23 protein-coding genes and 4 pseudogenes are annotated in these 25,964 nt (G+C 61.6%); 14 read left to right on the top strand and 13 right to left on the bottom strand.

Annotated features, from left to right (window positions below; genetic code table 11):
• Positions 1–365 precede the first annotated feature (365 nt).
• A pseudogene (gene ppa, locus QNJ43_RS19245) lies at positions 366–903 on the top strand (inorganic diphosphatase).
• A 223-nt stretch (positions 904–1,126) separates the two neighbouring features.
• Here the strand turns inward: ppa and QNJ43_RS19240 are convergent.
• On the bottom strand, positions 1,127–1,282 hold the full coding sequence (locus tag QNJ43_RS19240) for a hypothetical protein (RefSeq protein ID WP_300472142.1): 156 nt from the start codon (positions 1,280–1,282) through the stop codon (positions 1,127–1,129).
• A 227-nt stretch (positions 1,283–1,509) separates the two neighbouring features.
• On the opposite strand from QNJ43_RS19240, the gene QNJ43_RS19235 reads away from it, so the two are divergent.
• The gene (locus QNJ43_RS19235; protein ID WP_300472141.1) at positions 1,510–1,869 is read left to right on the top strand and encodes a hypothetical protein; all 360 of its coding nucleotides are present in this window, start codon (positions 1,510–1,512) and stop codon (positions 1,867–1,869) included.
• Positions 1,870–1,937: 68 nt separating this feature from the next.
• On the opposite strand, the gene QNJ43_RS19230 is transcribed toward QNJ43_RS19235, so the two are convergent.
• The gene (locus tag QNJ43_RS19230; protein WP_300472140.1) at positions 1,938–2,246 is read right to left on the bottom strand and encodes an antibiotic biosynthesis monooxygenase; all 309 of its coding nucleotides are present in this window, start codon (positions 2,244–2,246) and stop codon (positions 1,938–1,940) included.
• A gap of 466 nt (positions 2,247–2,712) precedes the next feature.
• Here QNJ43_RS19230 and QNJ43_RS19225 point away from each other — a divergent pair, with 466 nt between their 5' ends.
• The 5 genes from QNJ43_RS19225 to QNJ43_RS19205 all read left to right on the top strand — a co-directional run bounded on the left by QNJ43_RS19225 (position 2,713) and on the right by QNJ43_RS19205 (position 6,025).
• On the top strand, positions 2,713–3,915 hold the full coding sequence (locus QNJ43_RS19225; RefSeq protein WP_300472139.1) for a pyridoxal phosphate-dependent aminotransferase: 1,203 nt from the start codon (positions 2,713–2,715) through the stop codon (positions 3,913–3,915).
• 196 nt (positions 3,916–4,111) lie between these two features.
• On the top strand, positions 4,112–4,564 hold the full coding sequence (locus QNJ43_RS19220; RefSeq protein ID WP_300472138.1) for a DUF992 domain-containing protein: 453 nt from the start codon (positions 4,112–4,114) through the stop codon (positions 4,562–4,564).
• Between the two features lie 60 nt (positions 4,565–4,624).
• Positions 4,625–5,050, top strand: a complete 426-nt coding sequence (locus QNJ43_RS19215) for a DUF992 domain-containing protein (RefSeq protein ID WP_300472137.1) — start codon at positions 4,625–4,627, stop codon at positions 5,048–5,050.
• A gap of 173 nt (positions 5,051–5,223) precedes the next feature.
• A complete protein-coding gene (locus tag QNJ43_RS19210) occupies positions 5,224–5,829 on the top strand; it encodes a hypothetical protein (RefSeq protein ID WP_300472136.1) in 606 nt (201 codons plus the stop codon).
• A gap of 19 nt (positions 5,830–5,848) precedes the next feature.
• Positions 5,849–6,025 (top strand): hypothetical protein, encoded by a 177-nt coding sequence (locus QNJ43_RS19205; RefSeq protein ID WP_300472135.1) that lies wholly within the window; start codon positions 5,849–5,851, stop codon positions 6,023–6,025.
• 118 nt (positions 6,026–6,143) lie between these two features.
• Here the strand turns inward: QNJ43_RS19205 and QNJ43_RS19200 are convergent, their stop codons facing one another.
• Positions 6,144–6,515 (bottom strand): rhodanese-like domain-containing protein, encoded by a 372-nt coding sequence (locus QNJ43_RS19200; protein WP_300472134.1) that lies wholly within the window; start codon positions 6,513–6,515, stop codon positions 6,144–6,146.
• Between the two features lie 328 nt (positions 6,516–6,843).
• Here QNJ43_RS19200 and QNJ43_RS19195 point away from each other — a divergent pair.
• Positions 6,844–8,887 (top strand): annotated as a pseudogene (locus QNJ43_RS19195) (elongation factor G).
• An 864-nt stretch (positions 8,888–9,751) separates the two neighbouring features.
• On the opposite strand, the gene QNJ43_RS19190 reads toward QNJ43_RS19195, so the two are convergent.
• From QNJ43_RS19190 to QNJ43_RS19180, 3 genes are all read right to left on the bottom strand, one after another.
• Positions 9,752–10,642, bottom strand: a complete 891-nt coding sequence (locus QNJ43_RS19190) for a LysR family transcriptional regulator (protein WP_300472133.1) — start codon at positions 10,640–10,642, stop codon at positions 9,752–9,754.
• A gap of 115 nt (positions 10,643–10,757) precedes the next feature.
• Positions 10,758–11,723 (bottom strand): thioredoxin-disulfide reductase, encoded by a 966-nt coding sequence (trxB, locus tag QNJ43_RS19185; protein ID WP_300472132.1) that lies wholly within the window; start codon positions 11,721–11,723, stop codon positions 10,758–10,760.
• Positions 11,724–11,748: 25 nt separating this feature from the next.
• Positions 11,749–12,744 carry a mitochondrial fission ELM1 family protein gene (locus QNJ43_RS19180; protein WP_300472131.1) on the bottom strand — a complete coding sequence of 332 codons (996 nt, stop codon included), beginning with the start codon at positions 12,742–12,744 and terminating at the stop codon, positions 11,749–11,751.
• 154 nt (positions 12,745–12,898) lie between these two features.
• Here QNJ43_RS19180 and QNJ43_RS19175 point away from each other — a divergent pair, with 154 nt between their 5' ends.
• Positions 12,899–13,366: an Lrp/AsnC family transcriptional regulator gene (locus QNJ43_RS19175; RefSeq protein ID WP_300472130.1), complete on the top strand. Its 468-nt coding sequence runs from the start codon at positions 12,899–12,901 to the stop codon at positions 13,364–13,366.
• A 175-nt stretch (positions 13,367–13,541) separates the two neighbouring features.
• On the opposite strand, the gene QNJ43_RS19170 is transcribed toward QNJ43_RS19175, so the two are convergent.
• The 3 genes and pseudogenes from QNJ43_RS19170 to QNJ43_RS19160 all read right to left on the bottom strand — a co-directional run bounded on the left by QNJ43_RS19170 (position 13,542) and on the right by QNJ43_RS19160 (position 16,606).
• On the bottom strand, positions 13,542–13,751 hold the full coding sequence (locus tag QNJ43_RS19170) for a cold-shock protein (RefSeq protein WP_300472129.1): 210 nt from the start codon (positions 13,749–13,751) through the stop codon (positions 13,542–13,544).
• Positions 13,752–14,083: 332 nt separating this feature from the next.
• Positions 14,084–15,762: pseudogene (locus QNJ43_RS19165) on the bottom strand (acyl-CoA dehydrogenase family protein).
• A gap of 634 nt (positions 15,763–16,396) precedes the next feature.
• Positions 16,397–16,606: a hypothetical protein gene (locus tag QNJ43_RS19160; protein WP_300472128.1), complete on the bottom strand. Its 210-nt coding sequence runs from the start codon at positions 16,604–16,606 to the stop codon at positions 16,397–16,399.
• Between QNJ43_RS19160 and QNJ43_RS19155 the strand changes: the two genes are divergently transcribed.
• Positions 16,605–18,287, top strand: a complete 1,683-nt coding sequence (locus tag QNJ43_RS19155) for a methyl-accepting chemotaxis protein (RefSeq protein WP_300472127.1) — start codon at positions 16,605–16,607, stop codon at positions 18,285–18,287. The two genes, QNJ43_RS19160 and QNJ43_RS19155, sit on opposite strands and share 2 nt — an antisense overlap.
• Positions 18,288–18,451: 164 nt before the next feature.
• Here QNJ43_RS19155 and QNJ43_RS19150 read toward each other — a convergent pair whose 3' ends face one another.
• Both QNJ43_RS19150 and QNJ43_RS19145 read right to left on the bottom strand, forming a co-directional pair.
• On the bottom strand, positions 18,452–18,715 hold the full coding sequence (locus QNJ43_RS19150; protein WP_300472126.1) for a hypothetical protein: 264 nt from the start codon (positions 18,713–18,715) through the stop codon (positions 18,452–18,454).
• A gap of 184 nt (positions 18,716–18,899) precedes the next feature.
• Complete coding sequence (locus QNJ43_RS19145) at positions 18,900–19,235, bottom strand: EamA family transporter (RefSeq protein WP_300472125.1); 336 nt, start codon at positions 19,233–19,235, stop codon at positions 18,900–18,902.
• A gap of 301 nt (positions 19,236–19,536) precedes the next feature.
• On the opposite strand from QNJ43_RS19145, the gene QNJ43_RS19140 reads away from it, so the two are divergent.
• From QNJ43_RS19140 to QNJ43_RS19125, 4 genes and pseudogenes are all read left to right on the top strand, one after another.
• Entirely contained in the window at positions 19,537–20,238 is a 702-nt protein-coding gene (locus tag QNJ43_RS19140) for a hypothetical protein (RefSeq protein WP_300472124.1), read from the top strand.
• Between the two features lie 21 nt (positions 20,239–20,259).
• Positions 20,260–20,892: a hypothetical protein gene (locus tag QNJ43_RS19135; RefSeq protein ID WP_300472123.1), complete on the top strand. Its 633-nt coding sequence runs from the start codon at positions 20,260–20,262 to the stop codon at positions 20,890–20,892.
• Positions 20,893–20,925: 33 nt separating this feature from the next.
• Entirely contained in the window at positions 20,926–21,465 is a 540-nt protein-coding gene (locus tag QNJ43_RS19130; RefSeq protein ID WP_300472122.1) for a methyl-accepting chemotaxis protein, read from the top strand.
• Positions 21,466–21,712: 247 nt separating this feature from the next.
• Positions 21,713–22,699, top strand: a pseudogene (locus tag QNJ43_RS19125) (FAD-dependent oxidoreductase).
• A gap of 17 nt (positions 22,700–22,716) precedes the next feature.
• Here QNJ43_RS19125 and QNJ43_RS19120 read toward each other — a convergent pair.
• Positions 22,717–25,377, bottom strand: coding sequence for an autotransporter domain-containing protein (locus QNJ43_RS19120; RefSeq protein WP_300472121.1), 2,661 nt, complete (start codon positions 25,375–25,377; stop codon positions 22,717–22,719).
• Positions 25,378–25,782, bottom strand: a complete 405-nt coding sequence (locus QNJ43_RS19115) for a hypothetical protein (protein WP_300472120.1) — start codon at positions 25,780–25,782, stop codon at positions 25,378–25,380.
• Between the last annotated feature and the right edge of the window lie 182 nt (positions 25,783–25,964).

Below are 25,964 nucleotides of genomic sequence, written 5' to 3'. Positions count from 1 at the left end.
AGCCAAGTGAACGGAGCCTGCCGTCTGCCGTTAGGGCATATTGGGCCGCGAAAACGGTAATGAAGTCAATCTGAACGGCTTGGAAGCGGGAAAACGTCGGTGCGGAAGACGCGTCGGCGAGCGGGCCATGTTGCCGTTATCCATGCCGGTCTGTCGTTGTTGCGATGCATATAATGGGCTTGCATTTTGTCGCAGTCCCCGGCACAACGCCGTCGAACCGGGACTGGCGCGGAGCAAAACTCCGGCTGCCGGAGGGCTGCATCCGTCAGTATGCCGGATCCAGATCATTCCCATATCTCATCGCAAGCCATGCCGGTCGGCAGGACCGCATGGGTTGTCGGAAATTAAGCGAAGGAAGTCGCACAATGCGCATCGATGCCGTGCCGATCGGCAAGAATGCGCCCGAAGACGTCAACGTGATCGTCGAGGTTCCAGTCGGTGGCGAGCAGGTCAAATACGAAATGGACAAGGCGGCGGGTGTGATGTACGTTGATTGCTTCCTCTACACGCCGATGCGGTATTCCGGCAATTACGGCTTCGTGCCGCACACGCTGTCGGACGACGGCGATCCGATCGACGTCATCGTCTGCAACCAGCGCCCGGTCGTGCCCGACGCCATTCTCAACTACCGTCCGATCGGCGTGTTGATGATGGAAGACGAACACGGCATGGACGAGAAGGTGCTGGCGGTTCCGCACCCCAAGCTCACCAAGCGCTACGACCGGATCAACAGCTACGAGGATCTGCCTGATATCACCATCAAGCAGTTCGAGCACTTCTTTGAGGCACTACAAGGATGTCGAAGCCGGCAAGTGGGTGAAGGTGAACGGCTGGAAAGGCGTCGACGTCGCCAAGAAACTGATCGTGGAAGCCATCGAGCGGGCCAAGAACGAAAAGGCCTGACGAACCGAAACAGGCTCGACGTCCGATCAGGGCGCCCGGTCTGACGGTTTACCGACAAGCGGGGAGCATGGCTCTCCGCTTTTTTCGTTTCTGACAAGAGATGCGCGGCGCGCCCTCTCCCTGTCGGGGAGCACTCAGGGCTGTCGAGCGTGGTGCAGTGTCCTGTCGCGTCGCTCCGGCAATGGTCCGTACCGACGGGAAGAGCTCTTAAGCCCCAGTCTTCTCAGCGCGGACGTTGGTCGGAGAGCATGCGGCGGGTGAAATGGCGCCACATGGCCGCGACCACGACGATCATGGCGACGAAGGCGATCCAGGCCACGCTTGGGGAGAGCCCTGTGCTGGCGGGTTCTGTGGCGGCGAAGGCCACGACCGGCGTCAACGCCAGAGCCGCGGCTATTCCTGTGACACGGAAAGAGCGAAGGGGCAGATGGGATCGCAGAGCTGAGTTGCCGGCTCTCTTGCCACCTGCACGAAAGGGTTCTTTACGCTGAACTGCATGGTACCGTCCCCTTTGGTCCGTTTCATTGACAGTATCGATTATCCAGATGATTGGGTCCCGACCGCGCCGGGATTTCGTCGGCAACGGTTTGTTTTGGCGACGAAAGTGTGGCGATAGTCAACTTTGTGGCGCAATTGGGGCAATTGCGATCATCTGTGCACGATTTGAGGCGCGAGGAGTTAAAGAGCGGTGGTTTCGCGAGTCGGGTTCAAAACGGTGCGTCGGGCGGGCTCCAGAAGGATCGCCGCATACCGTTCGAAGAGTGCGCCGACATAGTCGCACCGGTTGTGCGCCTCATAGGCTTCCATCGTTTCCCAGACCTGGATGACGAGAATATCGGTCTGGGACTGCTCGGTGCGGAAACAGTCGTAGGCGAGGCATGCCGTTTCCTCGCGGTTCTTGTTCGCGATCTTGCCTATGTCCCTGACGACATCGTCGCGGTACTCGGCTTCGGACGCGGATATTGAACAGGATCGTCACGTGCGACATGCGGGCCTCCCGCAGAAAATGTGTCGTCCGTTAAGGGTTGTCGTGGTCATAGCAGGGTGCGCGCGATCTCGATGGTAAATGTCCGATAGATCGCCGGTTGGGCGAGGTAGCTCTCCGTCTCTGCGGAAAAGGCCTTCAGCTCGCTCGAGGTAAAATGGGCTTTCATCTTGTCCTCGTCGTGCCAGCGAACCGTGATGACGCAGTGACAGGGATCCGCAGCGTCAATATGCGTCGTGTGATGGGTCCAGTCGTCATTGACGCGGCGCTTGTCGAGGAACGCGCGTGCGGCCTGAAGGTAGGCCTCGCGGTGCGGCGGCTTGATCCTGATCTCGATAATGGTGAACAGATCTGTCACGACACCTTCCGCCGACGTTTTACGGGCTGTTTCTTGTTAAACCGGTTGTGCTCGTTCATTCAGGCTTTGCTCGGGCGATTTCGCCGGGGGCTCTTGTCCCCGGACCTCGGCATCGGTCGGCGAACCGGCCGGTGCGACCCCGCTTTGCCCTGTCAATCGTCCTCATAGGGCATATGGGAGCCGGTGCCGATATTTTACTTGTATCCTAACGTATCAAATGTATCGAACATTGTTAAAATTTGCAGTATACAAACGTGTATCGACCGTGGAAGACGGACGGTCGGCGAGGCGATCCGGGGAGCCTGCCTGCCGTTAGAGCCCGTGCCACACGCGGTTTTCAGGGGCTGATAATCGCGTGAAACCGGGCCTCTTGCGTGTGCAGGCGGTTGCGCCCGGGCACGAGGAGGCATAGGGTCCCATGCGCCTTTTTTCATGGATGGCGCCAATCCTCACGGAGAACAGAATTATGGCTTTTCTTGCCGACTCGTTCGCCCGGGTGAAACCATCTGCGACCATCGCAGTCACGAACAAGGCCCGGGAACTGAAAGCGGCCGGGCGCGATGTCATCGGCCTGGGTGCCGGAGAACCGGATTTCGATACGCCGAAAAACATCAAGCAGGCGGCGATCAAAGCGATCACGGACGGCAAGACGAAATACACGGCTGTGGACGGTATCCCGGAGCTGAAGCAGGCGATCGTCGACAAGTTCGCGCGCGAGAACGGCCTGACCTACATCCCGGCGGAGATCACCGTCGGCACCGGCGGCAAGCAGGTTCTCTACAACGCGCTGATGGCGACGTTGAACCCCGGTGACGAGGTTCTGGTTCCTGCGCCTTACTGGGTCAGCTATCCGGATATGGTGCTTCTGGGCGGCGGTACGCCGAAGGCCGTGGAGACCAAGATCGAAAACGGCTTCAATGTGACCCCGGAGGCGCTGGAAGCCGCGATCACGCCCAAGACCAAGTGGCTGATCTTCAACTCGCCTTCCAACCCGTCGGGCGCCGCCTATACGCGTGCGGAACTCGCGGCGATCGCCAAGGTGCTCCTGAAGCATCCCCAGGTCTGGGTGATGACCGACGACATGTATGAGCATCTCGTCTACGACGGCTTCGAGTTCACGACCATCGCGCAGGTCGAGCCGGCCCTGAAGGATCGCACCCTTACGGTCAACGGCGTGTCCAAGGTCTATGCGATGACCGGCTGGCGTATCGGTTATGCGGGCGGGCCGACCGCGCTGATTAAGGCGATGGCGAAGATCCAGTCGCAGTCGACCTCCAACCCCTGCTCGGTTTCGCAGTGGGCTGCGGTCGAGGCTCTGACCGGCACGCAGGACTTCATCCCGAAGAACGCCGAGATTTTCAAGGGCCGTCGCGATCTGGTCGTTTCCATGCTCAACCAGGCGCGCGGGCTGTCCTGCCCGACGCCGGAAGGCGCCTTCTATGTCTATCCCTCCTGTGCGGAGCTGATCGGCAAGACGACCGCCAAGGGCAAGAAGATCGAGACCGACGAGGACTTCGTCACCGCGCTTCTGGAGGAAGAGGGCGTCGCAGTGGTTCAGGGATCGGCATTCGGGCTTGGCCCGAACTTCCGCATTTCCTATGCGACCTCCAACGAGGCGCTGGAAGAGGCGTGCACGCGCATCCAGCGTTTCTGCGGGAATATCGGGTGACGTCTTCCGCGCAGGGTCAATAGTGGAACCCTCCTGCCGACCTTGCGTTGGTAAGTTGAATTGATGGGCGGCGCGTTCGGGAAAACAGGCCCGGGCGCGCCGTGCCCAACTCAGAATTCAGCCGGGTCGGGCCGTCATGGCGGGCTTTGAACAAGGAGGAACTTCGATAACTAAACATATTGCTGCATGTTTTGCCGTGGCTGCCGTTGCCGGTGCTCTTTTGGCCGGTCTTGCCGCCGCTGAAGGGGCCGGGGTCAAGGGCGGCGCCCTCAATTGCACCGTTGCCGGCGGCTCCGGCTTCATTTTCGGGTCTTCAAAGGATCTGACTTGCGTCTTCTCGCCGGTTTCCGGCCCCAAGGAGCGCTATCACGGCCGCATCACCAAGTGTGGCATCGACGTCGGCAAGAACGATGTGAGCAAGCTGTCCTGGGGTGTGCTGGCTCCGGCTTCCGACGTCGAGCCGGGCGCGCTTGAAGGAGACTATGCGGGCGTGTCCGCAGAGGCGACGGTCGGTGGCGGCGTTGGGGCCAATGCGCTCGTCGGCGGGCTCGACAAGTCCATCACGCTCAATCCGCTCAACGTCCAGGTGCAAAAGGGCCTCAACGTGGTGGCCGGTATCGCCAAGCTCAAGCTGACCGCGGCGAAGTAAGTGGACGATAACAGCCGCAGCACGACCGAGTGGCCGAACGAACGTCGAGGACGTGTCGTGATGTCATCGGGAAAGGCCGTGCTGTCGGCCCTCGTGTGCGCCCTGGCTCTTTGTGTGAGCCAGGCGCGCGCGGAGGATCAGCCAAAGGAGGGGCAAGGCCAGATCAAGGTCGGGCTTCTCGACTGCGCCATCAAGAGCGGCGGGAGCACCCTGCTGCAATCGACCAAGGATCTCTCCTGCACGTTTCAACGCGGCGAAGACGGGCCTGCCGACATCTATTTCGGCCAGATCCGCCGAACCGATCTGGATCTGGGCAAGACGGAGGGCGGCGTGATCCGCTGGTTTGTCTTTGCTCACTCCAGCGATATCGGAGCTGGTGCGCTGGCCGGTGGTGACTATGTCGGCGTTTCGGCGAAGGCGACGTTGGGCGTCGGGCTCAATCTGGCCGCCGGAATTGCGGAGCTGGAATTGCGGACCCTGGACTGACGTGTGTGGTATTCTGTTTCATGCCGTCGCGCAATTTATTCGGAAAAACAAGCTTTCTAGTGGCTTGTCGGTCACACGGGTCGGTGAAATTTAAAATATTTAATTTATTTTTGTCGGCAACCCTGATCGTTGTGGCACAGCAGTCTGCAACTACAGATCGGGGGTTTTGTTCGATGGTAAAGCGATACCACTCGCTGGTCGCTGTCGCGTTTGGCGGCGCGGTGAGTTCTCTGACGTTCGGTGGGGCGTTCGCCGCCGATCTTCCGGCGGTGTCCGGTGTCAACGGTAAGATTGCGGCGGCCTTCGATGCGATGAATGACAAGGAAACGGGCACTCTGACCGGGTCTTTCGTCACGCCGTTAGGTCATGCGTTCGGCCTGCAACTCGACGGGGCTGTCGGTTCTAACGACGGAGACGGTGATTTCGGTGTCGGGGCGCATGCCTTCTGGCGTGATCCGGAAAAGGCCCTGCTGGGTATCTACGCTTCCTATTCCGGAATTGACGGTGACCGCGATGTCAATGTCGGCACCGTGGCGGGCGAAGGCGAGGTCTATTTCGGGCCGGTTTCGTTGGAAGGCCTCGCGGGCGTTGACTACGGCTACGGTGAGACCAACTTCTTCGGCAGCGCGACGCTGATACTACCCGGTCGACAACCTGCGTCTTTACGGCGGTTATCTTCACGCAGCCGATGTCAGTTTCGGGACCTTGGGGGCGGAATGGCAGCCCGGTTTCGAGGTTGCTCCGAATGTCTCCTTGTTTGCGGACGGTCTTGTCGGTGAGGATGACAACTGGAGCGCAATGGCTGGCGTACGGCTCTATCTGGGCGGCAAGTCCAGGACGCTTATCCAGCGTCATCGCGAGGACGATCCGGGAGATCAGGGACTGCGAGCGATTGGACAGGCGCTTGAGCACTTGCAGGAGCGGGAGGAGAAATCCGGCACTAACAAGGACTGGGGACACGCTGTCTTCGGGTGAGGCTGAGCTCCACACGCTGCACGGGTGGTCGGTCCCTCTATCTATCCGGCGAGTCTGAAACCCGCAGCACGTTCGCGCCTTATGAAGGCGGGCACGCGCTGCGGGAGATTTCATGCCGCTACCTCCGGACCACGGCACCGGTCGCCGGGTCGATGGCGGAATAGGGAAGCTTGGCCGCTTTCCAGGCACTGAAGCCCCCGCCCATATGCGCCAATGGTGAGAGACCTGCCTGCGCGCAGCGATCGGCAATAGCCTTGGAACGGATGCCGGAGCCGCAGTGGAAGACGATCGGTTTTTCGGTCTGTACCGGCAACTTGCCTGGATCGAAGGACGACATCGGGAACAGCATCGCACCGGCAATGTGCTCGAAGGAGTATTCTGCCGGGGTGCGCACGTCTATCAGGACGATCTCGTCGTTATCGAAACGCTCCTTCACCTCTTCCGGCGTGAGTACCTGCAGCTCGACGCCACTGACTGTTTCTGTCTGCATTGCGTATCTCCTCGTTTGGGGAAGGCCGGTCGGGACGGTGCCGGGCAAAGTCACATACTCGTTCTAGAATATTATACGTAGACTGGTAGCATTTTCATGTCGCACGGGAAAGGAACCCCGGCGGCGGACTTGTTGCGCCGCGACATCGGATTCCCTTGCGTCTCGGGATGGGGGGCTGAGACGATGGGCTTGGGCCGGTGCCCGGTTCCCCCCCTATTGCGGAGGATGGTCGCAGACGAACAAATAGGGAATATCTCATTCGGGACTACAAACTCTCCGTAGCGTCCATCGCTTTCTCGTACCCGAGAACCAAGAAGGAGAGACCATCATGGGAGATGCTAACGGCAGAGTAGCCGGGCTCCGGTGCGTCGCGCTGGTCGATCCGTTCGCAAGCGGAAAGACCTCACTGCTGGAAGCGATCCTGGCGCGCACGGGGGCCATCCAGCGGCAAGGTACGGTCTCTCAGGGCAACACGGTCGGCGATGCGTCGCCGGAAGCCCGCGCCCACGCAATGAGTGTGGAGGCGAATGTCGCCGAGACCACCTTCATGGGTGATTCCTATACGTTCATCGATTGCCCCGGATCGGTGGAATTTCTCTTCGAGGCGCAAGGTGTGCTGGCCGGCGCCGATGTTGCAATCGTGGTGGCGGAGCCCGACGAAAAGAAAGTCGCCGCCCTGCAGCTCATTTTGAAGGAGCTTGAAGAACGTGGCGTTCCCCATCTTCTGTTCATCATCAAGGTCGACAAGTTCGACCGCCGCCTCCATGACATCCTGACCATGCTGCAACCGGCCTCCTCGGTGCCGCTGGTGCTGCGCCAGATCTCGATCCGCAAGGACGGTAATGTCACGGGATTCATCGATCTGGCGCTGGAACGCGCTCACATCTACCAGGAACATTCCGAAAGTGAGGTGATCGACTTTCCCTCCGCCGAGCGCGAGCGAGTGCTGGAAGCGCGCTTCGAGATGCTTGAGGCCATCGCCGACTATGATGACGGCCTGATGGAGAAGCTTCTGGAGGACATTCAGCCAGGAACCGACTATGTGTTTACCGATCTCGTCAAGGAGACGCGGGACGGCATGATTTGTTCCGTCTTCATCGGTTTGGCCGAACACGGCAATGGCATCCTGCGGCTGATGAAGGCGCTGCGCCATGAAACTCCGGCCATCGAGCAGACCCGTGAACGCCTCGGACTGGAAGAGGATGCGGGATCGGTCGTGCAGGTTCTTAAGACCTTCTACACCCCGCATGCGGGCAAGCTTTCGATCGTCCGGGTCCTGGCGGGCACCGTTTCCGACGGAACGGTGCTGTTGCGCAGCGACGAGCAGGAAAGCCGGTGTCCGGGGTGCTCAACGTGATGGGCACGCAGGCGACCAAGTGCGGACCGGCCGAGGTCGGCGAGACCGTGGCGCTCGGCAAGCTGGAAACGGCGCAAACGGGCGATACGCTGAAGGCCGACAAGGCGCCTGTGGGCAACCTGTTCAAGCTTTCACCGCCGGAGCCCGTCATGGCGTTTGCGGTCGCGCCGGGCGAACGCAAGGACGAGGTCAAGCTCTCGGCCGCTCTCACGCGGATCGTGGAGGAAGACCCATCGCTTATGGTGGAGCAACTTCAGGATACGGGCAAGACGTTGTTGCGCGGGCAGGGCGAAATGCACTTGCGCGTGGCGCTGGAGCGGCTGACGGGCAAGTACGACGGCATTCAGGTGGGAACCGGTCAGCCGCACGTGCCCTACAAGGAGACCATCCGTGGCAAGACTTCGGTGCGCGGCCGACACAAGAAACAGTCGGGCGGGCACCGCCAGTTCGGGGATGTGGTGCTGACCATCGCGCCGCTGCCGCGCGGCGAGGGGATCGTCTTCTCCGATACGATCACCGGCGGCGTGGTGCCCAAGCAGTACATTCCTTCGGTGGAGGCCGGGGTCAAGGGACTACCTGCGCCACGGTCTGCTGGGCTTTCCCGTCGTCGATGTCGCGGTGACGCTCACCGACGGGTCCTATCACACCGTCGACAGCTCCGATCAGGCCTTCAAGGGGCGGCGCAGGTTGGCATGCGAGAGGGCATGGAAGCCTGCAAACCGGTGCTGCTGGAGCCCATCATGGAGGTGACGTTGAATTGCCCGAGCGAGCGACGGCGAAGATCAATGCCATCGTTTCGGCACGGCGCGAGCAGATACTCGGGTCCGACGCAAGGCCGGACTGGCCGGGCTGGGATCAGGTGAAGGCGACCATGCTGGAGGCTGAGCTCCAGGACCTGATCGTGGAAATGGGTTCCGCCACCGCGGGCGTGGGCAATTTCACGGCCCGGTCCGATCATCTGTTCGAACTGACCGGCAAACCGGCGGAACAGGTGCTGCAAAAGCACGGCCGTTAAGCGGCCTGAGAAGGCTTGTGTGGAACGGGCGACTATGTTCGCCCGTTTCCCTCACTCAGATGTCTGAACGATCGGCCCCGCCGCCGATGAATGAAGTCATAACCCCTGTGCATGGCTGCAAGCCCGTTGTGTCTACCTAAGATATAGACAGGTTCAAATGCTGTGCGTTTTCTCCCGTTACGGCAGATTTTCCCACTTTCAACCGGTTGAGACGTTGCTCCCCCCTGCAATGCAGGCGGGGAAGGTCGCGCGTCGTGGGCCGGTTTCAGCGCTCCTGACGGCTTCGTTCGGGAAAAGGCGCAAGCGTTGGATCCGATGGGTGGGGGCGTCCTTCGCGGGATCCGCTTCAATTTCTTCGTGACGTGTCGGGAGGACGCAGGTTGCAAACCGCGGCTTGCGCACGGTCGTGCCAGAGCCCGTATTCTGAAAGAAATACGAAATTTAGACGCTTTTTGCGCTCGCCGTCATTTTCAGTTCCGCCGGGAGACGGAATGCTGAAACCGGGCGCAAGGGCTGTGGCGCAGTGTTGACAGTCGTTGAGGAGGATTGGGGGAAGGTGCGTCTGCCGCTGGGGGATGTCGGCGATTTGCGAAGCACAAAAAAAGAAGCCGAGCTCACGAAGAGCCCGGCAGTTCTGACCACGAGAAACTCGTGGACATTCACCTTCCAGAGGGAACAGATGGCTGAAACGGCGCGTCGCAGGGAGGAGGTTGCGACGGCCGAGAACCATCAGACAGTGCCTATATGCGCAGCACGGGCTGCCCAAACAACTATCAGCCGTGCAAGTCTGATATGCGTTAAATGCATGAATCGTTTCGGCCGCTACCGGAACGATGAAACCGCGCTCTGAAGCGCGATGGCCCCTCAGTAAGCCCAGTGCTCCGCATTGGAGAGGAGGAAGTCCCGGAACGCGGTGATGCGGGCGGTATTCTTCAGCTCGGAAGGGTAGACGAAATAGGTGTCGAAGCTCGGCACGTCGGCGCCCGCAATGAGCTGCACAAGCCCCGAATCAGGTTCGATCAGGTAGTCGGGTAGGAGCGCAATGCCGATGCCGCGGCGTACCGCGCGCTTGATGGCGACGACATTGTTGACCCGGAGCGCGGTGCGGCGCTTCTGGCCTTCCGGCATGCCGGCGCTTTCCACCCAGTTCATGTCGCGCAGGTACAGTGGCACCTTCTCTCCGAAGCTGATGAGATGGTGATTGTCCAGGTCGCGCTCGGTGACCGGGCTGCCGAAGCGCTTCAGATAGGTGGGAGAGGCGTAAAGGTGGAAATGGACGGTGAAGAGCTTGCGCTGGATCAGATCGGGCTGAATGGGCTGGCGCAGGCGGACGGCGACGTCGGCCTCGCGCATGGAGAGGTCCAGTTCGTCATCGGTCAGCAGCAGCTCAAGGTTCACGTTCGGATAGAGATCGACGAAATCGTTGAGCCGGGAGGTGAGCCAGCCGGTGCCTAGCCCCACCGTCGTGGTGATGCGCAACAGGCCGGAGGGCTTGCCCTTGGTGTCGGTCAGCCGCGATTGCACGGCCTCGAGCTTGCGCAGCACGTCCTGGGCGGTGCGGTAGAGCATCTCGCCCTGTTCCGTCAGCAGCAGCCCGCGGGCGTGGCGATGGAACAGGGAGACGTGCAATTCCTGTTCGAGGGCGGAAACCTGACGGGAAACGGCCGACTGGCTCATGTTCAACATGTCACCGGCATGGGTGAAGCTGCCGGCTTGTGCCGCGGCGTGAAAGATCCGCAGTTTATCCCAGTCCATATTTCGTCCCTCTCAGGCGTTGTCTTCCCCTTGCGCGCCGTCCTCGTCGTGTCCGGCAAGGGTGGTCACGCTGCCCGCCAGGCGGACAGCGTGCGGCAACAGGATTGTGTGACGCCTACTCGGCGGCCTCTTCTGCACTCGAACCCAATTCTGCCAGATATCTTTTCGCTTCGAGTGCAGCCATGCAGCCCATGCCCGCCGCAGTCACGGCCTGGCGATAGACTTCATCTGTCACGTCGCCGGCGGCGAAAACGCCGGGAAGGGACGTCTTGGTGGAATCTGCTTCCGTCCAGATGTAGCCGGCCGGCTTCAGCTTGACCTGATCCTTGAAGAGGTCGACAGCCGGGGCATGTCCGATGGCGATGAAGACGCCGTCGGCGGCGAGATCCGTCGTCTCGCCGGTCTTGACGTTCTTCAGCCGCGCGCCGGTCACCGCAGGCGGCGTGCCGTCGCCCAGGATCTCGTCAAGCGTGTGGTTCCAGAGAACCGTGACCTTGGGGTGGGCGAAGAGACGCTCCTGCATGATCTTTTCGGCACGGAATTCCTCGCGGCGGTGAACGACGGTCACCTCGTCGGCGAGATTGGCCAGATAGAGCGCTTCCTCGACCGCGGAGTTGCCTCCACCGACCACGATCACCTTGCGGCCGCGATAGAAGAAGCCGTCGCAGGTCGCGCAAGCGGAAACGCCCGCGCCCATGTAGGTCTGTTCGGAGGGAATGCCGAGCCACTTCGCCTGGGCGCCGGTGGCGATGACGACCGCGTCGGCGGTGTAGGTCGTGCCGCTGTCGGTCACCAGACGCTTCGGATTGGAGGTGAGGTCGGCTTCGGTGATCAGATCCCAGGCGATGTCGGTGCCGACGTTTTCCGCCTGCTTCTGCATCTGCTCCATCAGCCAGGGGCCCTGGATGAGATCTGCGAAGCCGGGATAGTTCTCCACCTCGGTGGTGATGGTGAGCTGACCTCCCGGCTGGAGGCCTGCGATCAGCGTCGGTTCCATCATGGCGCGGGCGGCGTAGATCGCGGCCGTGTAGCCGGCGGGACCGGAGCCGATGATGAGGAGCTTGGTGTGTTTGGTGGTCATGGGCATCGTCCGGTCTTGCGTGGTCTCAGCTTTCACCGGATTTTCCGGCGTGTCGGGCCTGCCAAAGAGCGCGGATCGCCTCCGCAATGACAGGTGTCGAATCTAGTGGCTCGTACCTATAGGTTTCAAGGCGTCCGGCAAAGGGGCGGGTAACCCCTAATTCCGACATTCTATCCAGAAAGCTGCTGATTTTCCTGTGTCCACCGCTCGGCTCATAGACAAGAACGGGGCGACCGGTCGCAGCCGCTTCCCCGACCATGTTGGTTGAATCGGCCGTCACCACCACCGCATCTGCATTCGCCAGATAGGCCGCGAGCGGATTCTCGCCCGTTCCGTCCCAGATAAGGTGGGGCCCCTTGTCCTTCAGACGGGCGATTCGATCCGCCAGAAGCTTGGGAGTGCGGCGCGAGAGTGTGATCATCAGGCGCGCCGTTTGGGCCAAATGTTCCAGCCGGTGACCGAATGTCTCCACATCATAGGCGGTGAAGCGGTGATGGCGGCTGTCGCCTCCCACAAGGACGGCGACGCGAGGGGCGGTCAGCCGGGCGATGTCGGCGGGTGGTGCTGCGCGCAGAGCCGCCAGGCGTTCCTGTGAAAAGCGATGCGGCGGGGTGGGCGTTGCCAGCACGTTTTTGCCGCGCAGTTTGTCGTGTTCGGGCACCCAGATGAAATCGGCCGCCCCGGGGCCTGTCAGAGGGTCCTTGAGGAACACCGTCATGGTCGCGCCCGCGGAGGCGCGCGAGATGCATTTCAGATACGGCACGGTGCGGCGACCGGAGGCGATCACGAGATCGGGAAAGGGGGGGCGAACGGGGCTGTCGGGCCGGGAAGGGTGCTCGCGGGGATCGATCGGGCCGCGCGGCATGGCCCACACGAAGCGCGCGCGCGGGGCGACGTGCCGCGCCTCGAAGGGGCAACCGAGGGCATCGGCGACCGCAATGCACTGGTTTTCGTCACCGGCCTTGCCGTCGCTCTGCACCCAGATGGACCTGATCGGAGCCTGAATGCTGCCATCTGTCACAGGGGCTGACACGAGGATAACCTCTCATATTCTTTCCGAATCGTGCGCATTATTGATATAAGTTTTCAAAACGATGCAAAAAAGCATACGTTGATGCAGTGACCAGCACGTGTCCTGCCATGTCGGGGCCAATGAGGCAATCGGGGGTTTGAGCGTGAAGGCACGACTTGATGCGATCGACTGGAAGATTCTGAAGGAGCTCCAGGTAGACGGTCGCATGACCAATGTGGAGTTGGCACGCAGGGTCGGTATTTCGGCTCCCCCATGCCTGCGTCGCATGCGGGCTCTGGAAGAGGCCGAAATCATTCGCGGCTACCGGACGCTGGTCGACGAAAAGCAGCTCGGGCTGGATGTCATTGCCTTCGCCATGATCAGCCTGCACAGCCAGGCGGAAAGCGATCTGCAGGCGTTTGAGGCGGCGACGCGCAACTGGCCGCTGGTCCGCGAAGCCTACATGCTGTCGGGCGAGATCGACTTCCTGCTGAAATGCGTGGCGCCCGATCTTCAGACCTTTCAGAATTTCATCATTTCTGATCTGACGGCGGCGCCGAACGTGGACAGCGTGCGTACCTCGCTCACCATCCGCCGCACCAAGGACGAGCCGCTCGTCGCGCTCGACTGAAGGCCTGCACGGCCGTCGCCGGATGAGCGGCGGAGAAGGCGGGCGCGGTGCCGAACCGAACCATTTCTACGTTCCGATATTTTGTCGGGACATTCGGAATCCCACAATTCCGGATACGAAAAAGCCCGCCGGGCGGACCCGACGGGCTTCGAAACTCGTGTGCCTTGCAGCGAGATCAGTCGATCGTGCGCAGGGAGCCGGCCGAGGTGCGACCATCACGGCCGGTCTCGAGCTCGTACTCGACCTTCTGGTTCTCGGCCAGGCCGTTCATGCCCGCGCGTTCCACCGCGGAAATGTGGACGAAAACGTCCTTGCCGCCAGCATCGGGCGAAATGAAGCCGTAGCCCTTGGTGGTGTTAAAGAATTTCACGGTGCCGGTAGCCATCTACCTGTCTCCATCATCTCATAATTGACCGCATTGCGACATTGCAGCGGCTTAACGCAGTTATCGATATCGTCTCGAAACTGCTACCTTTGTCGGACAGGCAGTATCATAGAAGAGCGAAATAACTGGTTTAGGCGACGTAAAGCCAGATTGCGGATAAGTCAAGGCCTTCGCGCGGTTCGCACGATTTCATTTCGTAAAAATTCTCGTGAGGACTCATTTATTTTCGCGAGGCCGGTTAGAAAAAATTCATAAATACGATGGTCTTGGCGGCATTTCGAAACGCCGCCATGACATTCGTTGCCGAGATTGTCGGAGTGCCCCAGGGGAATTTATGTCGCAGTTGTTTCGAGCACTCGCCGAGCGATGACCTGCGCTTGAATCTCGGCCGCACCTTCGAAAATGTTCAAGATGCGGGCATCGCAGAGCACGCGGCTGATCGGATATTCCTTAGCAAAGCCATTGCCGCCGTAAATTTGCACTGCGTTGTCGGCAACTGCCCATGCGACGCGGGCGGCAAGCAGTTTGGCCATCCCCGCCTCCAGATCGCAGCGTCGTCCCTCGTCCTTTTCACGGGCCGAATGGTAGGTGAGCTGGCGGGCAATGAGGATTTCCGCCGCCATCATGGCCAGCTTGTCGGAGACACGCGGGAACTTGATCAGCGGACGGGTGAACTGGATGCGTTCCTGCGCATAGCGAAGGCCGAGTTTCAGGGCAGACTGAGCCACGCCGATGGCGCGGGCCGCCGTCTGAATCCGGGCGCCCTCGAAGGTCTGCATGAGCTGCTTGAAGTCCTGACCCTCGACCCCGCCCAGAAGGTTTTCGCCCTTCACTTCGAAGCCGTCGAAGGCGATCTCGTATTCCTTCATGCCGCGATAGCCGATGACCTCGATCTTGCCGCCGGTCATCCCTTCCGCAGGGAAGGGTTCGGCATCGTCGCCGCGCGGCTTCTCCGCCAGGAACATGGACAATCTCCGGTATCCGGGCTCGTCCGGGTTGGTGCGGGCAAGCAGGGTCATCAGGTCGGCGCGCACCGGATGGGTGATCCAGGTCTTGTTGCCGTAGACCTTCCACACGTCGCCTTCCTTGATCGCGCGGGTCTTTAGGGACGCAAGATCGGAGTCGGTATTGGGTTCGGTGAAGACGGCGGTCGGTAGCACTTCACCCGACGCGATCAGCGGCAGCCACTTTTCCTTCTGCTCGTCCGTGCCGCCGCACAGGATCAGCTCTGCGGCGATTTCCGAGCGCGTGCCAAGCGAGCCGACACCAATATAGGCGCGCGACAGCTCTTCGAAGACCACGCACATGGATTCCTTGCCGGGCCCTAGCCCGTCATATTCCTCGGGGATGGTCAGCCCGAAAACGCCGAGTTCGGCCATGTGGGAGATGACGTCGAGCGGAATATAGTCGTTGGCGAGGTGTCGCTCATGGGCATGGGGCACGACCTCCGCCTCGCCGAAGCAGCGCATCTCGTTGCAGATCTGCTCGTAGGTGTCCTCAAGACCGGCATCGCCCACGGTGGCGAAGCCCTGAACATCAGCTCGACCAGATGGTCGCGCGTCTCAGGCGTGTTGCCGGTGGCAATCAGCGTCTCGACTTCCGGCGAGCGCGCGTGCGCGATCGTCTCGGCGTTGATGCCCATATCGGAGAGGCGGACGATTTCCCCCTGGCTCATGGGAATGCCGCCGAAAATCTGCGCCAGATATTCGCCGAAGGCCAGCCGGGCGAGTTGATCCTCGATCCGCCTATAATGCCCAGCCTCGCTCATGCGGACGGCGTAGTCGCCCACCTGCCGGAGCGCTTCGGCATAAGTCGCCAGCCAGGCCAGTCCATGCGTGGCGCGCTGTTCCTGATCCATCCGGACGGCATCGATGCGGCCGTCGACGGCGACGCGCCCGCGGATGGAGAGCGCGGCCTGCGCCACGAGTGCATCGACCGAAGCGATGGCCGGGCCTGCGAGATCGGTGAAACCCGGAACGGTTCCGGACGCCGAAGGCGCAGCAAGTGTCATTTTGAATCCCCCAAACTGATTGTTCGTATTGATTGCTTTTCCCGTGCGTTATGTTGCGCTGCAAACAATGTTCTTGTCGAGTCCGTCTAAGGAAGGGAGGGGGCTTTGCCGAAGGGTGTGCAGGGAACGTCGCGTCCGGCGTCGCCTTCCTCATGCCGCAATGCAAAATACGCCCCGGATGCGCACAAGTTTCCATCGTCTCCTGCCTATTAACTGGACAATTTTGACAATCAAACCCGCCTCGCCTGCCTAAAATCGCCGTTTGTAACGCTGAGATCCTGCGCCGGGGTGTCAGTCATCCATTTGATTTTTCGGATCTTCTTGCGAAACCTGTGCGGACAGGTAGTGTTGCGTATAAAATAGATTCATTGAATCAATGGCTTGAGAAATCCGCTTATTGCTTCGTAAACCACTCCTGACTATTGTGCAGATCAATTCGGACGCTTGTCATCGGGCATTTCGCGCAAAAGGCGCCCGACTGAAGCTGCGTCGACCTGTTTGTCGGACTGGGATACGTGCGATGCGATTTTTTTCAAAGGCGGAAGGCCGGTTTTCTCTCCAACCTGTCGCTCAAGGCGCGGGTTTTCAGTCTTGTCGTGATTTCGGCCGTGAGCCTTCTGGGTGTGGCGGGTATCTATTGGTGGGGCAGTCGCAGGTCGAGCGGGCGAGTGCGAATGAAGCCGCCTATACCCAGCTTGCCACGCGGGTTCGCGACATGGCGGTTGCCGCGCAAAGCCTGCACGACGCCGAACAGGGATATCTGCGCAAGCCTTCGGATACCGCAATGGAGACCATCTTCGGGCTGGAAAAAAGTGCGTTCGGCCGGCTCGGAGATCGAGCGCATGCCGGTTGCCGGGCCCTATCAGGAACACCTGGCCGATGTGCTCGATACGCTGGACGGCATTCACGGTACGTTCGAAAAGCTGCACGAGGTGCAGACCGGTATCGGCTTTGATCAGGAAACCGGCCTGCAGGGCACACTCTCTTCCCTCTCCGACAAGATCGAGCGCCGGTTGGTGAAGGAAGCGCGCTTCGGGGGCGGTGATGCCTTCGACAAGCTCTCGCGCGCCATCATCCAGGTCTCACGCGACGAGAAGGCGTTTCTGCTGAGCCCATCGGACATTTCGGAAGGCGCCTTCGAAGTCTCCTACAGCCGTTTTGCGCGCTGGTTGAAACGGGCGAAGATTCCCGAGGAGGTGCGCAGCGAGGTGACCGTCGATCTGGAGGTCTACCGCGCGGCTTTCGATTCCTATGCCGGTCTTGTCAGCGAGCAGATCAAGACGATCGAACTGATGGAGACCCTGTTCTCGCTGCCGCCGCTGCGACTGGAAGCGCTGAAGACGGTGGCGGCGGAGGGACGCGCGACGGCGACCACCACCCTTCGCGGGGTCCGCAACTCCACGTTGGTTCTGATGACAGTGATGATCGGTGGCGCCATCGTGGTCGCGACATTGCTGGGGCTCATCATCGCGTCTTCCATCACGGGCCAGCTCGTCGGGTTTCGGCGGGTCATGGAACGTCTGGCCGATGGCGGGAACGACGTCGACATCCCGAGCACGCGCGGGCGGGACGAAATGGCCGCAATGGCGCGCACGCTGGTGGTGTTTCGCGACAATGCGCTTGAGCGGGAACGGCTGCGGGCGGAACAGATGCAGGAAGCGGAGGCACGCAATGAACGCGGCTCGCGGATTTCCAATCTGATTTCCTCCTCCGAGACGACGGTTGTGGGCGTGCTCGATCAGCTCAACAGCGCGTCGATGAAAATGCGCGGCGCAGCCCAGGCCGTGGAAGAGGCGTCCAACAACGTATCCGGCGAAGCGCGCCGGATAGGTGAATGCGTCGGGGTGGTAACCGAGAATGTGGGTTCGGCCGCGACCGCTGCACGCGAGATGGCAACCTCCATCGGAGAAATTACGGGACAGGCCCGGAAATCGCGCGAGATCGCGCGTCGGGCGCTTTCCGGGGCCGAAGAGACGTCGGAGACCATGGCGACACTCGCGCAGATCGCCGATCGGATCGGCGAGGTGATGCACCTGATCCGCGACATTGCGGAACAGACCAACCTTCTTGCGCTCAATGCTACCATCGAGGCAGCGCGTGCGGGTGAAGCCGGGAAGGGCTTTGCGGTCGTGGCGGCGGAAGTGAAGGAACTGTCCAACCAGACCTCCAAGGCAACGGAGGAGATCGCCCAGCAGGTCGATTCCATCCAGTCGATTTCGTCGGATGCCTCCATCTCCATCGCCGATATCCGCCAGATCATCGAAGACATGAACGCGATTGCGGAGACGGTTGCGGCTTCGGTGGAGGAGCAGAGCGCATCGGTGGCGGCCATTTCGCACAATATCGATGGCGCCTCGGCACGCTCCCAGGAAGGAGCCGATGCGATGGGCGGCGTGGGGAACGCCAGCGAACATGCGCGCAGGCAGGGACACGGCGTGGAGGAACTCTCCCAACGCCTGAGCACCCAGGTGGAGACGATCCGGTGCGAGGTCGAGACCTTCCTGGAAGGTGTGTGCGCGGCCTGAGGGGGTAAGGTTCTCTCGGCCGTCATCCCCCGGCTTTGTCCGGGGGGATCCATTTCTTTCCGCATATGCCGATGTTGCTGGATTGTCCGGACTTCGCCGGGCAATGACGGTGAATGGTATCAGAAAGATGGCCTGTCGAATTCTTCGATGGCCTAGAGCCCTTCTCAGCTCTTCTCCGTCGCCGTTGCCGCGGGCACGAGATAGAAGAGGTCGGCCACGCGGGAGAGCTCGCCCTTGCGGATGAGCAGCATCAACAGCGAGATCGCGCCCAGCGACAGCACGAAGATCAGCCAGAACAGCGCAAAGACGAATTCCCCCGTCCATTCCACGTGGCCTTCTTCGGTCAGTGCGGCGACGACGACGGTGAAGAGGAAGGCACTGAGTATACTGGTAGAAGATGACGCCGCGCATCTCGATGTGCTGGGCAAAGCGCTTATGGTAGATCGTGCCGAACGAAATGCCGAGAACGGCCATCAGGCACACGCCGACGGTTTCCGGTTGGATGCCTTGCGTTGAAAGACCAGCCTTCGGTGCGATCAGCAGACCGACGCCGAGGAGCCCCGCATCCAGATCGATCCAGTAGCGGCCGTCGATGCACTCTCTCAGAACGACCTAGGCGAACATGGCGGTAACGAGCAGTTGCAGTCCGGCGATGAGGGCGGCGACGCCCGCGGGCAGGCCGTTGTCGATAGACCAGAAAACCGATCCCAGATAGACGCTGTGAATGAGCACGCCAACGATTGCCGCATGGCCTCGCTCGCGCATGGTCAGATGGCGCGTCGGGCGGATGAGCAGCATGGAAACGGCGAGGATGGCGAGAGCAAGTGCGTAGCGCAGGACGAGAAAGGTCAGCGGATCGGCATAGGGCGCGCCCATCCGCGATCCGATGAAACCGATCGACCACAGCAGCACGAAAATCGCCGGTACGGCGCTGAGAAGCAGGGACATGAAACGATCCGAGAGGTGCGGACGCCGAGCCGGCATCCATTCCGAGGCATCCGGGCAATTGAACTGTGAAAACCCGACGATCGGCGCAGGCGCAGTCGCAGGAAATCGGCGGGCCCTCCAAGGGTGCGGCGGTGCCTTAACGGAACTCAAGGTCGTGACAAGGAGAGATGCGACCGGTGATCGAAACGAATTATCAAGCATAACGAGCGAAAAAGGAGACTTGCAGCAACGGGGGAGCTGGGGCGCAACCGGGTGCGGGAGATTTCCGCACCTCTTGCGGACGCTACGTTGGCGGAGGAGCATGGCGGGACTATCCGGACAATCGGTGATCGAGGCTCGAGGGAGTGCGCACGCAAGCGGGCGATCCGTCTTTCGGCTTGCGCTCCTGTGTCTGGGGATCGTCTTTGTCGGTCTGGCCATGTGGACGGCTCATGTGGCGCAGGTTGATCGTGCTGCGGCAGCCCGCGCCCTCGATGCCGCTCGGCTGGATCTGACCGACACATTGATTTCCGTTCGCGACTTCCGGCAGGCGGCGCGAACCTATCTCGCGGCGCCCGCGCACGAGCCGATCGGCCCCGTAAGCGAGGCGGAGTGGCGCCTGCGTGCCCGGCTTCAGAAGCTCGGTGTCGGCGGACAGGGAACCACGGAGATCATCGCCGAACTCGACCGGCTGCACAATCTTCTGGAAACGGTGCGCTCGACCCAGAAAGTCATCGGTCCGGACCTGACGAGCGGCTTGCTCGGACGGCTGAAGGGCGCGGGCGATGTGCTCTCCCGAACCCTCGAGGAAAGTGCGTCGGCGCGAAAGGCGCCCGCGGCACTCAAGAAACTTGCGGCTGACTTCGAGAAGGCCCGTCGGGTCGAGACGGTCTTTCTGGTAAGTGCGGGGGCGGTCGATCCTTCGAGCTATAAGGGCGAACTGGACCTTCTCTTCGAGACGCTGCGCGCCGCCCGCATCCCGGCAAAGACCGAGGCGCAGCTTGCTGGTCTTCTTTCCTCCTAATGCGATGCCTTTGTTGCCTATGTGGAGGCGGTCCTGCGCCGCAGTCAGGCGTCATCAAGCGCGGAGCGGGGTATCGATCTTCTGGTCGGGGATGTGTCCGGGCGGCTGGAGGCCTTGCGGTCCTCAGGCAGCGTGGAGCAGGTGGATGCGGGGAGTATCCGGCAGGTCCGCCATCTCGTTACGCCGGGCGTTTTGCTGGCCGTCGGACTTGCCCTGTGCGCGCAGGATGACGTGATCCCGAGCTCGCAAGTCTCTTCCGCCACAGAGGCGCAACCTTCCGAGCCTGAGAGCGAAGTTGACGAAGACGTGGATGTGCAGGCACAGCAGGCTGCCGCGTTGGAGGAAGTTCGCAAGGTGGGCGAGGAATGGACCAGGCGCAATACGCGCATTCAGGATATGGCGGTGCATCTGGAGGAAACGGTCTCGGTGGCGCTCACTAGCCTCAAGATGGCCGCCGGCGCGGTAAACGAGGCGGTGGAGGCCGTTGCGGTCATGTCGAAGAACATTCTGGGGGCGGCGGCGGACTGGAGCGGAGACAATCACCGGGCCGTGATCGAAGCTTTGGCCGCAGCTCAGACCCAGCGCGATGAGTTTGCCGGGTCGCTTCGTTCCATCGGAGCTCTGGCGGAGCGCGCTGATGAGGCGGTTCTGTAAGCGCGCGGTCGTTCGGATGGCGGCGACGGCGTCATGACGCGGCTTTCCGGATCGACGCAGCGCATCAAGGGCATGCTGGAGGCAATCCGCGCCGTTGCGGAGCGCACCAATCTGCTGGCGCTCAATGCGACGATCGAGGCTGTACGGGCGGGTGCCGCGGGCAAGGGCTTTGCGGTCTTTGCACAAGAGGTGAAGCAGCTTGTCGTGCAAACGGCGCGGGCAACGGAGGATATCGAGGCGGAGGTCGGCGCGATCCGGGCGGCAAGCGATGACGCTGTTTCGGCATTCTCGAAGGTGGCGGGCGTGATCGACACGGTCGACGGCGTGGCGAGCGATGTCCGAGAGACCGTGAGCACTCAGGAGGAGCAGGTTGCGGCGCTGACAGCGCGTCTGGAGGCGGCGGTCGGTCTCGGGGCTGATGGGGAAGAGGCGATTGCCGTGATCACCAAGGCGCGCGGCCAGACCGCTCAGATGAGCGCGGCGGTCGACCGGCTTGCTGCGATCATGCTGGAGGAAGCCTCCCGCGTGGAAGACGAGATGAAGGGCTTCCTCACCAACATGCGCGCGCTTTGAGGTCGTTTGCGAGGTGGCGCCGGGTTTTGTTGAGTGGCCCATCCTTCGAGACGGGCCTGTCGGCCCTCCTCAGGATGACGTCATTGAGGGGATGGTTTTGAAGATGCGCTCAACATACACAACGTCATCCTGAGGAGGCGCGTGAGCGCTGTCTCGAAGGATGGGCCACCCGACGGACGACGGACCTTGTCCGAACGCGCCTCGACGAATTACCTTGCGCCTTCGTTCCGCCATTTCGTAACCCCATGTGGAATTCCGGTTGCGATGTCGTGCCAAGTTCGGCACGTCGGTGTCGGAAATCGACCGGGAAGGCGCGCGGATCCAGTGTGCCGACGGGACCTCGTATGGGTACGACAGCCTGCTGCTGGCCACCGGTACCCGGCCGCGCATGCTGGGCCTGCCGGGGTTCGATCTGCCAGGCTTTCTGCCGCTCAGAACCCTTGCCGACGTGGACCACCTGCGCCCGCTTCTGGAAGTTCCACGCTGCATCGTCATTGTTGGCGGCGGCTATATCGGGCTTGAGGTCGCGGCCGTGGCGCGCGGGCTCGGGCACGAGGTGATGGTGCTGGAAAGGCAGGCTCGGGTGTTGAACCGCGTCGTGGCGCCGGCGCTTTCACAGTTCTACGCGACCCTGCATACCTCTCGCGGCGTGGTGCTGCGGTTCGGAGTATCCGCCGCCGTCGTCGAAGGCGATGGCGAAGTGGAAGCCGTTCAATTGACCTCCGGCGAGCGCATCGAATGCGATCTGGTGCTGGTGGCGGTCGGGGCCGTGCCAAACACGGAGCTTGCGCAGGCAGTCGGGCTTGCGGTGGAGGACGGAATTCCCGTTGATGCCTCCTGCCGCACATCCGATCCGGCCATTTTCGCTGCTGCTGACTGCACGCGTTTTCCCGCCGCCCGGTATGGCCTCACGATCCGTCTTGAGAGTGTGCAGAACGCTGTCGATCAGGCTAAGGCGGCGGCGAAGGCGATCATGGGCGAAGAAGTCACCTACGATCCCGTGCCGTGGTTCTGGTCCGATCAGTACGAGGTCAAGCTGCAGATCGCCGGGCTTTCCTAGATGCACGAGGAGACAAAGCAGGTGGGCGATCCCGCCGGTGGGTCGTTCGACATCGCGTACTTGCGCGATGATCGCCTGCTCGCGGTCGATTCCGTCGCTCACCCGCGCTCGCACATGATGGCGCGCCGTTCGCTCGGAGAGGCCTGGCGCGAGGATCTTCTGCCGGCCGCCTGACGGGCAGTTCCGCCGGTTCAGAAGCGAATGCGCAGCGTGCCGCTGAAATCGTGATCCTGGGCGTTGTCGGCAATGTCGCCGGAATAGTCGAGCGAGAGGCTGGCGCCGCCGGTAAAGGCGATGCCGAGCCCTGCCTCGACCACGGCGGTATCGCGGGCGATCGGAAGCCCGGAAACGGCAAATGAATTGCCCCCGGCAAAGCGGACTGATGTCTCCGGCGAAACGTTGCCGTAGGCATGGCGCCAGCCCAGAGATCCCCGGCCACTGATTTCCAGTTCGCCGATGGAGAAGAGCTTTGCGTCCGCGCGCAGGCCAAGGATGCTGGAGGTCGTATCGAAATCCGCATCGTCTCCGGAAAGCGCTGCCGAGCCGCCGCTTTCCTGGAAGCTGTCCGTATGCTGATGGGCGAAGCTCAGACCGGCGAACGGCTCCAGCCGCGTCTTGTCCAGAACGATCTCGTAGCCGAGTTCTGCCGAGGCCTGGATCATCGAGCCGTCATAATCCGAGGTCAGGGTCTGATCGAGGGTTCCGACGACGACGCGGCGCTCCGTGTCGATCCTGTGCAGTGTGTAAGCACCGGCGATACGCATGCCGATCGGGCCGTAATGCGGTTCCTGCATAGACACCTGCATGATAGCTGTCGGTCGGAGGAGCCCTACGAGGCCCGTCCGTTGCTGTCGTAGCTGGAATGGCCGTAGCCGAGCAGCACGCCCGCGCGCCAGTCGGCGGGAAGCGGGCCGTCGAAACCGATGAAGGCGCCGCCCGCACGACGGTCCAGCGATGTGGCGTTGGCGTCGCCGTCGAAATGGCCCCACGTGCCGAAGGTCGACATCCAGAACGCCGGGGCGGACGTCGTTGCCGGGGCAAGGTCCGGTTCGTTGTCGCCGTGGAAGGCCACGACCTGCTGCGCGTTCGATCCGACACTGCCGAATGCGGAGCGGATACGGCTGCCGATGGCGCTTATCGGCACCTGGGCATCCATCAACAGGACGCCGGTGGCCGATGCGTGCAACTCGCCGGAAAGCTGCTTGGCGACCTTCGCGGCAATGGAGGTCGTTGATGTCAGGTAGGCCTGATAGACGGGGATTGGAGCTGCCGAGTTCCTCGATCGCGGCGGCCGTCGAGGCCTGCTTCCAGGTCTTGGCCTGGGAGGCGAAGCTCAGGTTGTTGCGCTGCATCGTCAGATCGACGGTGGTCGAGGTATAGCTCACCGAGGCGTCGAGGAAGGCGAAATCGTCCGTGACGGTCGAGAACGTTCCGGTCATGCTCGTATCGGCGCTGATGATCATGTAGAGCGTCGCCAGGCTGTATCCCGATCCGTCATCGCCCAGCACAGCGGAGGAAACGGAGAGGATCGCGCCGCTCTCGATGGTCACCGTGCCTGTCGCGGACAAACTCCCGGAACTGCCGTCACTGCTGACGCTGACGTCGTAGGTCGAACCGGTGGCGAGGGTCGCATCGGAGACGACCGAGAGCGTGCCGAGGCCGTTTGAGAGGCTGGTGCCGTTTGCGACCGTCAGGCTGTAGACCGTGCCGGAGCCGTCGAAAATGACGCCGGACAGCACGCACACTTGCGCGGAGGCCGCTTCGGCACCAGAGAAGGCCAGCGTACCTTCCACGGTGATCGCAGTCAACGTGGCATCGGTGATCCCGGTCAGATCGGTTTCGTCCCCTGCCGCGACATCGAGGGTCGAGAACCCCTGGTACTGGCTGGTCGTGCCGATGAGCGAGATATCGAAGGCGGTGGAACCGGTGTCGAGACGCAGCGTGTCGTCGCCGTCGCCGAGCACGGTGTCGGTGATCGTGGAACTAGATTCCAGCACAAGTATATTGGAGCCCGAGGCGAAGCGGATGGCGATCCCGTCCGTTCCCGTGCTTTCGATTGTGCCGCTGTTGGTGACGGTTGCAGATCCGGAGGTGATGTTGACGGCAGCTGCGGCATCAGCCGTGGTCGTCAGCTTTCCGGTATTGGTGATCAGAATGGTGGTGTCGGAGGCCAAGATCGCGGAACTGGTGCTCGTCACCTCGCCGTCATTGGTGACGTCGATGGTGCCTGACGGCGTTTCCGCATCGATGCCGATGCCGGTTGCAGCCAGCGCCGTAATCGTGACGCCTGTTTCGTTGGTGGCGCTCACGTCGCCGGACACATTGATCGTCGCGGCAATGTCGGTGTGGCCCGTGCCACCATCGGTGAGGCTCGTGTCGTCCTCGCTGGTCAGCGTGCCGCTGTTGGTGACGGTGACGTCGCCCGTTTGCGTCATTGCCTGGATCGTGTGATCGTCGTGGGCGATGACCTCGCCGGCGTTTTCGATAATGACGTTGCCGGCAGACGACCATGCCACGAGGCCCTGGCGGCTCGTCGATTCGACGTAATAACCGCTCGATGTGTTGATGATCTTTGCGTCGCCGGTATAGGCGATGGTACGCGCGCCGGCGGCGTAGGAATCGACGGAGCCGCTGTTGGTTATCTGGGAAACGATGGTGCCGTCGGGATCGCTGGCATCGCCGGTGCCGTCCGAATAAAGGCCGATCGACATTGCCGACGAGACTTTTCCACTGTTCGTGATCTGCACCGTGCCGCCGTTCGATGTGGCGGATATGCCGAACTGATCCGTTTCCGTTGCCGTCACGCTGGCTGCGGAATTGATGGCGATATCGCCGGACACGTTGTTCCGCACTCAGACCGCGCCGAAGTTGTGGTCGCTGAGGATCGAGACACCGTTCTCGATATTCACCGTAAAGTCCGTGTCGGCGATCGTGGAGGAGACGGCAACAGCGGGATCGTCGCTCCGATAGAGATCCGTCGTGCCGCCCGCGGACAGGATGTCGAGGGTCACGTCGAGCGGGCCTGTCGCCGTTCCCGTGGGATAGACCACGATGCCGGTTCCCATGCCGCTGACGCTTGCGGTAATGGTTCCGGAGTTGATGGCCAATTGGAAGATTGGATCGTCGCTGTAAAGGATGACATCGCCGGAGACGGTATTATCGAAGGTCCAGGCCGTATTCGATATGCCGATCAGGGTGAGAAACGTCGTTGCCGCGAGGATTGAAGCAATTTTCTGTGACGGAGCGAAGATAAACATGTCATCTTTCCGAATGTAATCGCGGGGGAGAGAACTGGCCTGTCCCAGCGACAACTTATTGAAAGCCATCTTCAGTGTCCGGTTGTTGCTGTCGATTTGCGAGCCGACGGAGCCCTGGCCGTGAGATTTATAGTTCCGGATCCGTGCGGAATGCTGGAATCTCGGCGGATGTCTCAGCGGCA

The sequence above is a fragment of the Breoghania sp. genome (assembly GCF_030066895.1).
In the GTDB taxonomy this organism is placed as follows: Bacteria; Pseudomonadota; Alphaproteobacteria; order Rhizobiales; family Stappiaceae; genus Breoghania.
This window is presented reverse-complemented; position numbering and strand designations above follow the sequence as displayed.

Coding starts and splice junctions, on each gene's coding strand:
- QNJ43_RS19215 (WP_300472137.1), top strand. CDS start 4,625: ATGTCATCGGGAAAGGCCGTGCTGTCGGCCCTCGTGTGCGCCCTGGCT.
- trxB (WP_300472132.1), bottom strand. CDS start 11,723: ATGACCACCAAACACACCAAGCTCCTCATCATCGGCTCCGGTCCCGCC.
- QNJ43_RS19140 (WP_300472124.1), top strand. CDS start 19,537: ATGGCGGGACTATCCGGACAATCGGTGATCGAGGCTCGAGGGAGTGCG.
- QNJ43_RS19200 (WP_300472134.1), bottom strand. CDS start 6,515: ATGCAGACAGAAACAGTCAGTGGCGTCGAGCTGCAGGTACTCACGCCG.
- QNJ43_RS19145 (WP_300472125.1), bottom strand. CDS start 19,235: ATGTCCCTGCTTCTCAGCGCCGTACCGGCGATTTTCGTGCTGCTGTGG.
- QNJ43_RS19170 (WP_300472129.1), bottom strand. CDS start 13,751: ATGGCTACCGGCACCGTGAAATTCTTTAACACCACCAAGGGCTACGGC.
- QNJ43_RS19205 (WP_300472135.1), top strand. CDS start 5,849: ATGGCTGGCGTACGGCTCTATCTGGGCGGCAAGTCCAGGACGCTTATC.
- QNJ43_RS19130 (WP_300472122.1), top strand. CDS start 20,926: ATGACGCGGCTTTCCGGATCGACGCAGCGCATCAAGGGCATGCTGGAG.
- QNJ43_RS19190 (WP_300472133.1), bottom strand. CDS start 10,642: ATGGACTGGGATAAACTGCGGATCTTTCACGCCGCGGCACAAGCCGGC.
- QNJ43_RS19210 (WP_300472136.1), top strand. CDS start 5,224: ATGGTAAAGCGATACCACTCGCTGGTCGCTGTCGCGTTTGGCGGCGCG.
- QNJ43_RS19225 (WP_300472139.1), top strand. CDS start 2,713: ATGGCTTTTCTTGCCGACTCGTTCGCCCGGGTGAAACCATCTGCGACC.
- QNJ43_RS19115 (WP_300472120.1), bottom strand. CDS start 25,782: ATGTTTATCTTCGCTCCGTCACAGAAAATTGCTTCAATCCTCGCGGCA.
- QNJ43_RS19155 (WP_300472127.1), top strand. CDS start 16,605: ATGCCGGTTGCCGGGCCCTATCAGGAACACCTGGCCGATGTGCTCGAT.
- QNJ43_RS19160 (WP_300472128.1), bottom strand. CDS start 16,606: ATGCGCTCGATCTCCGAGCCGGCCGAACGCACTTTTTTCCAGCCCGAA.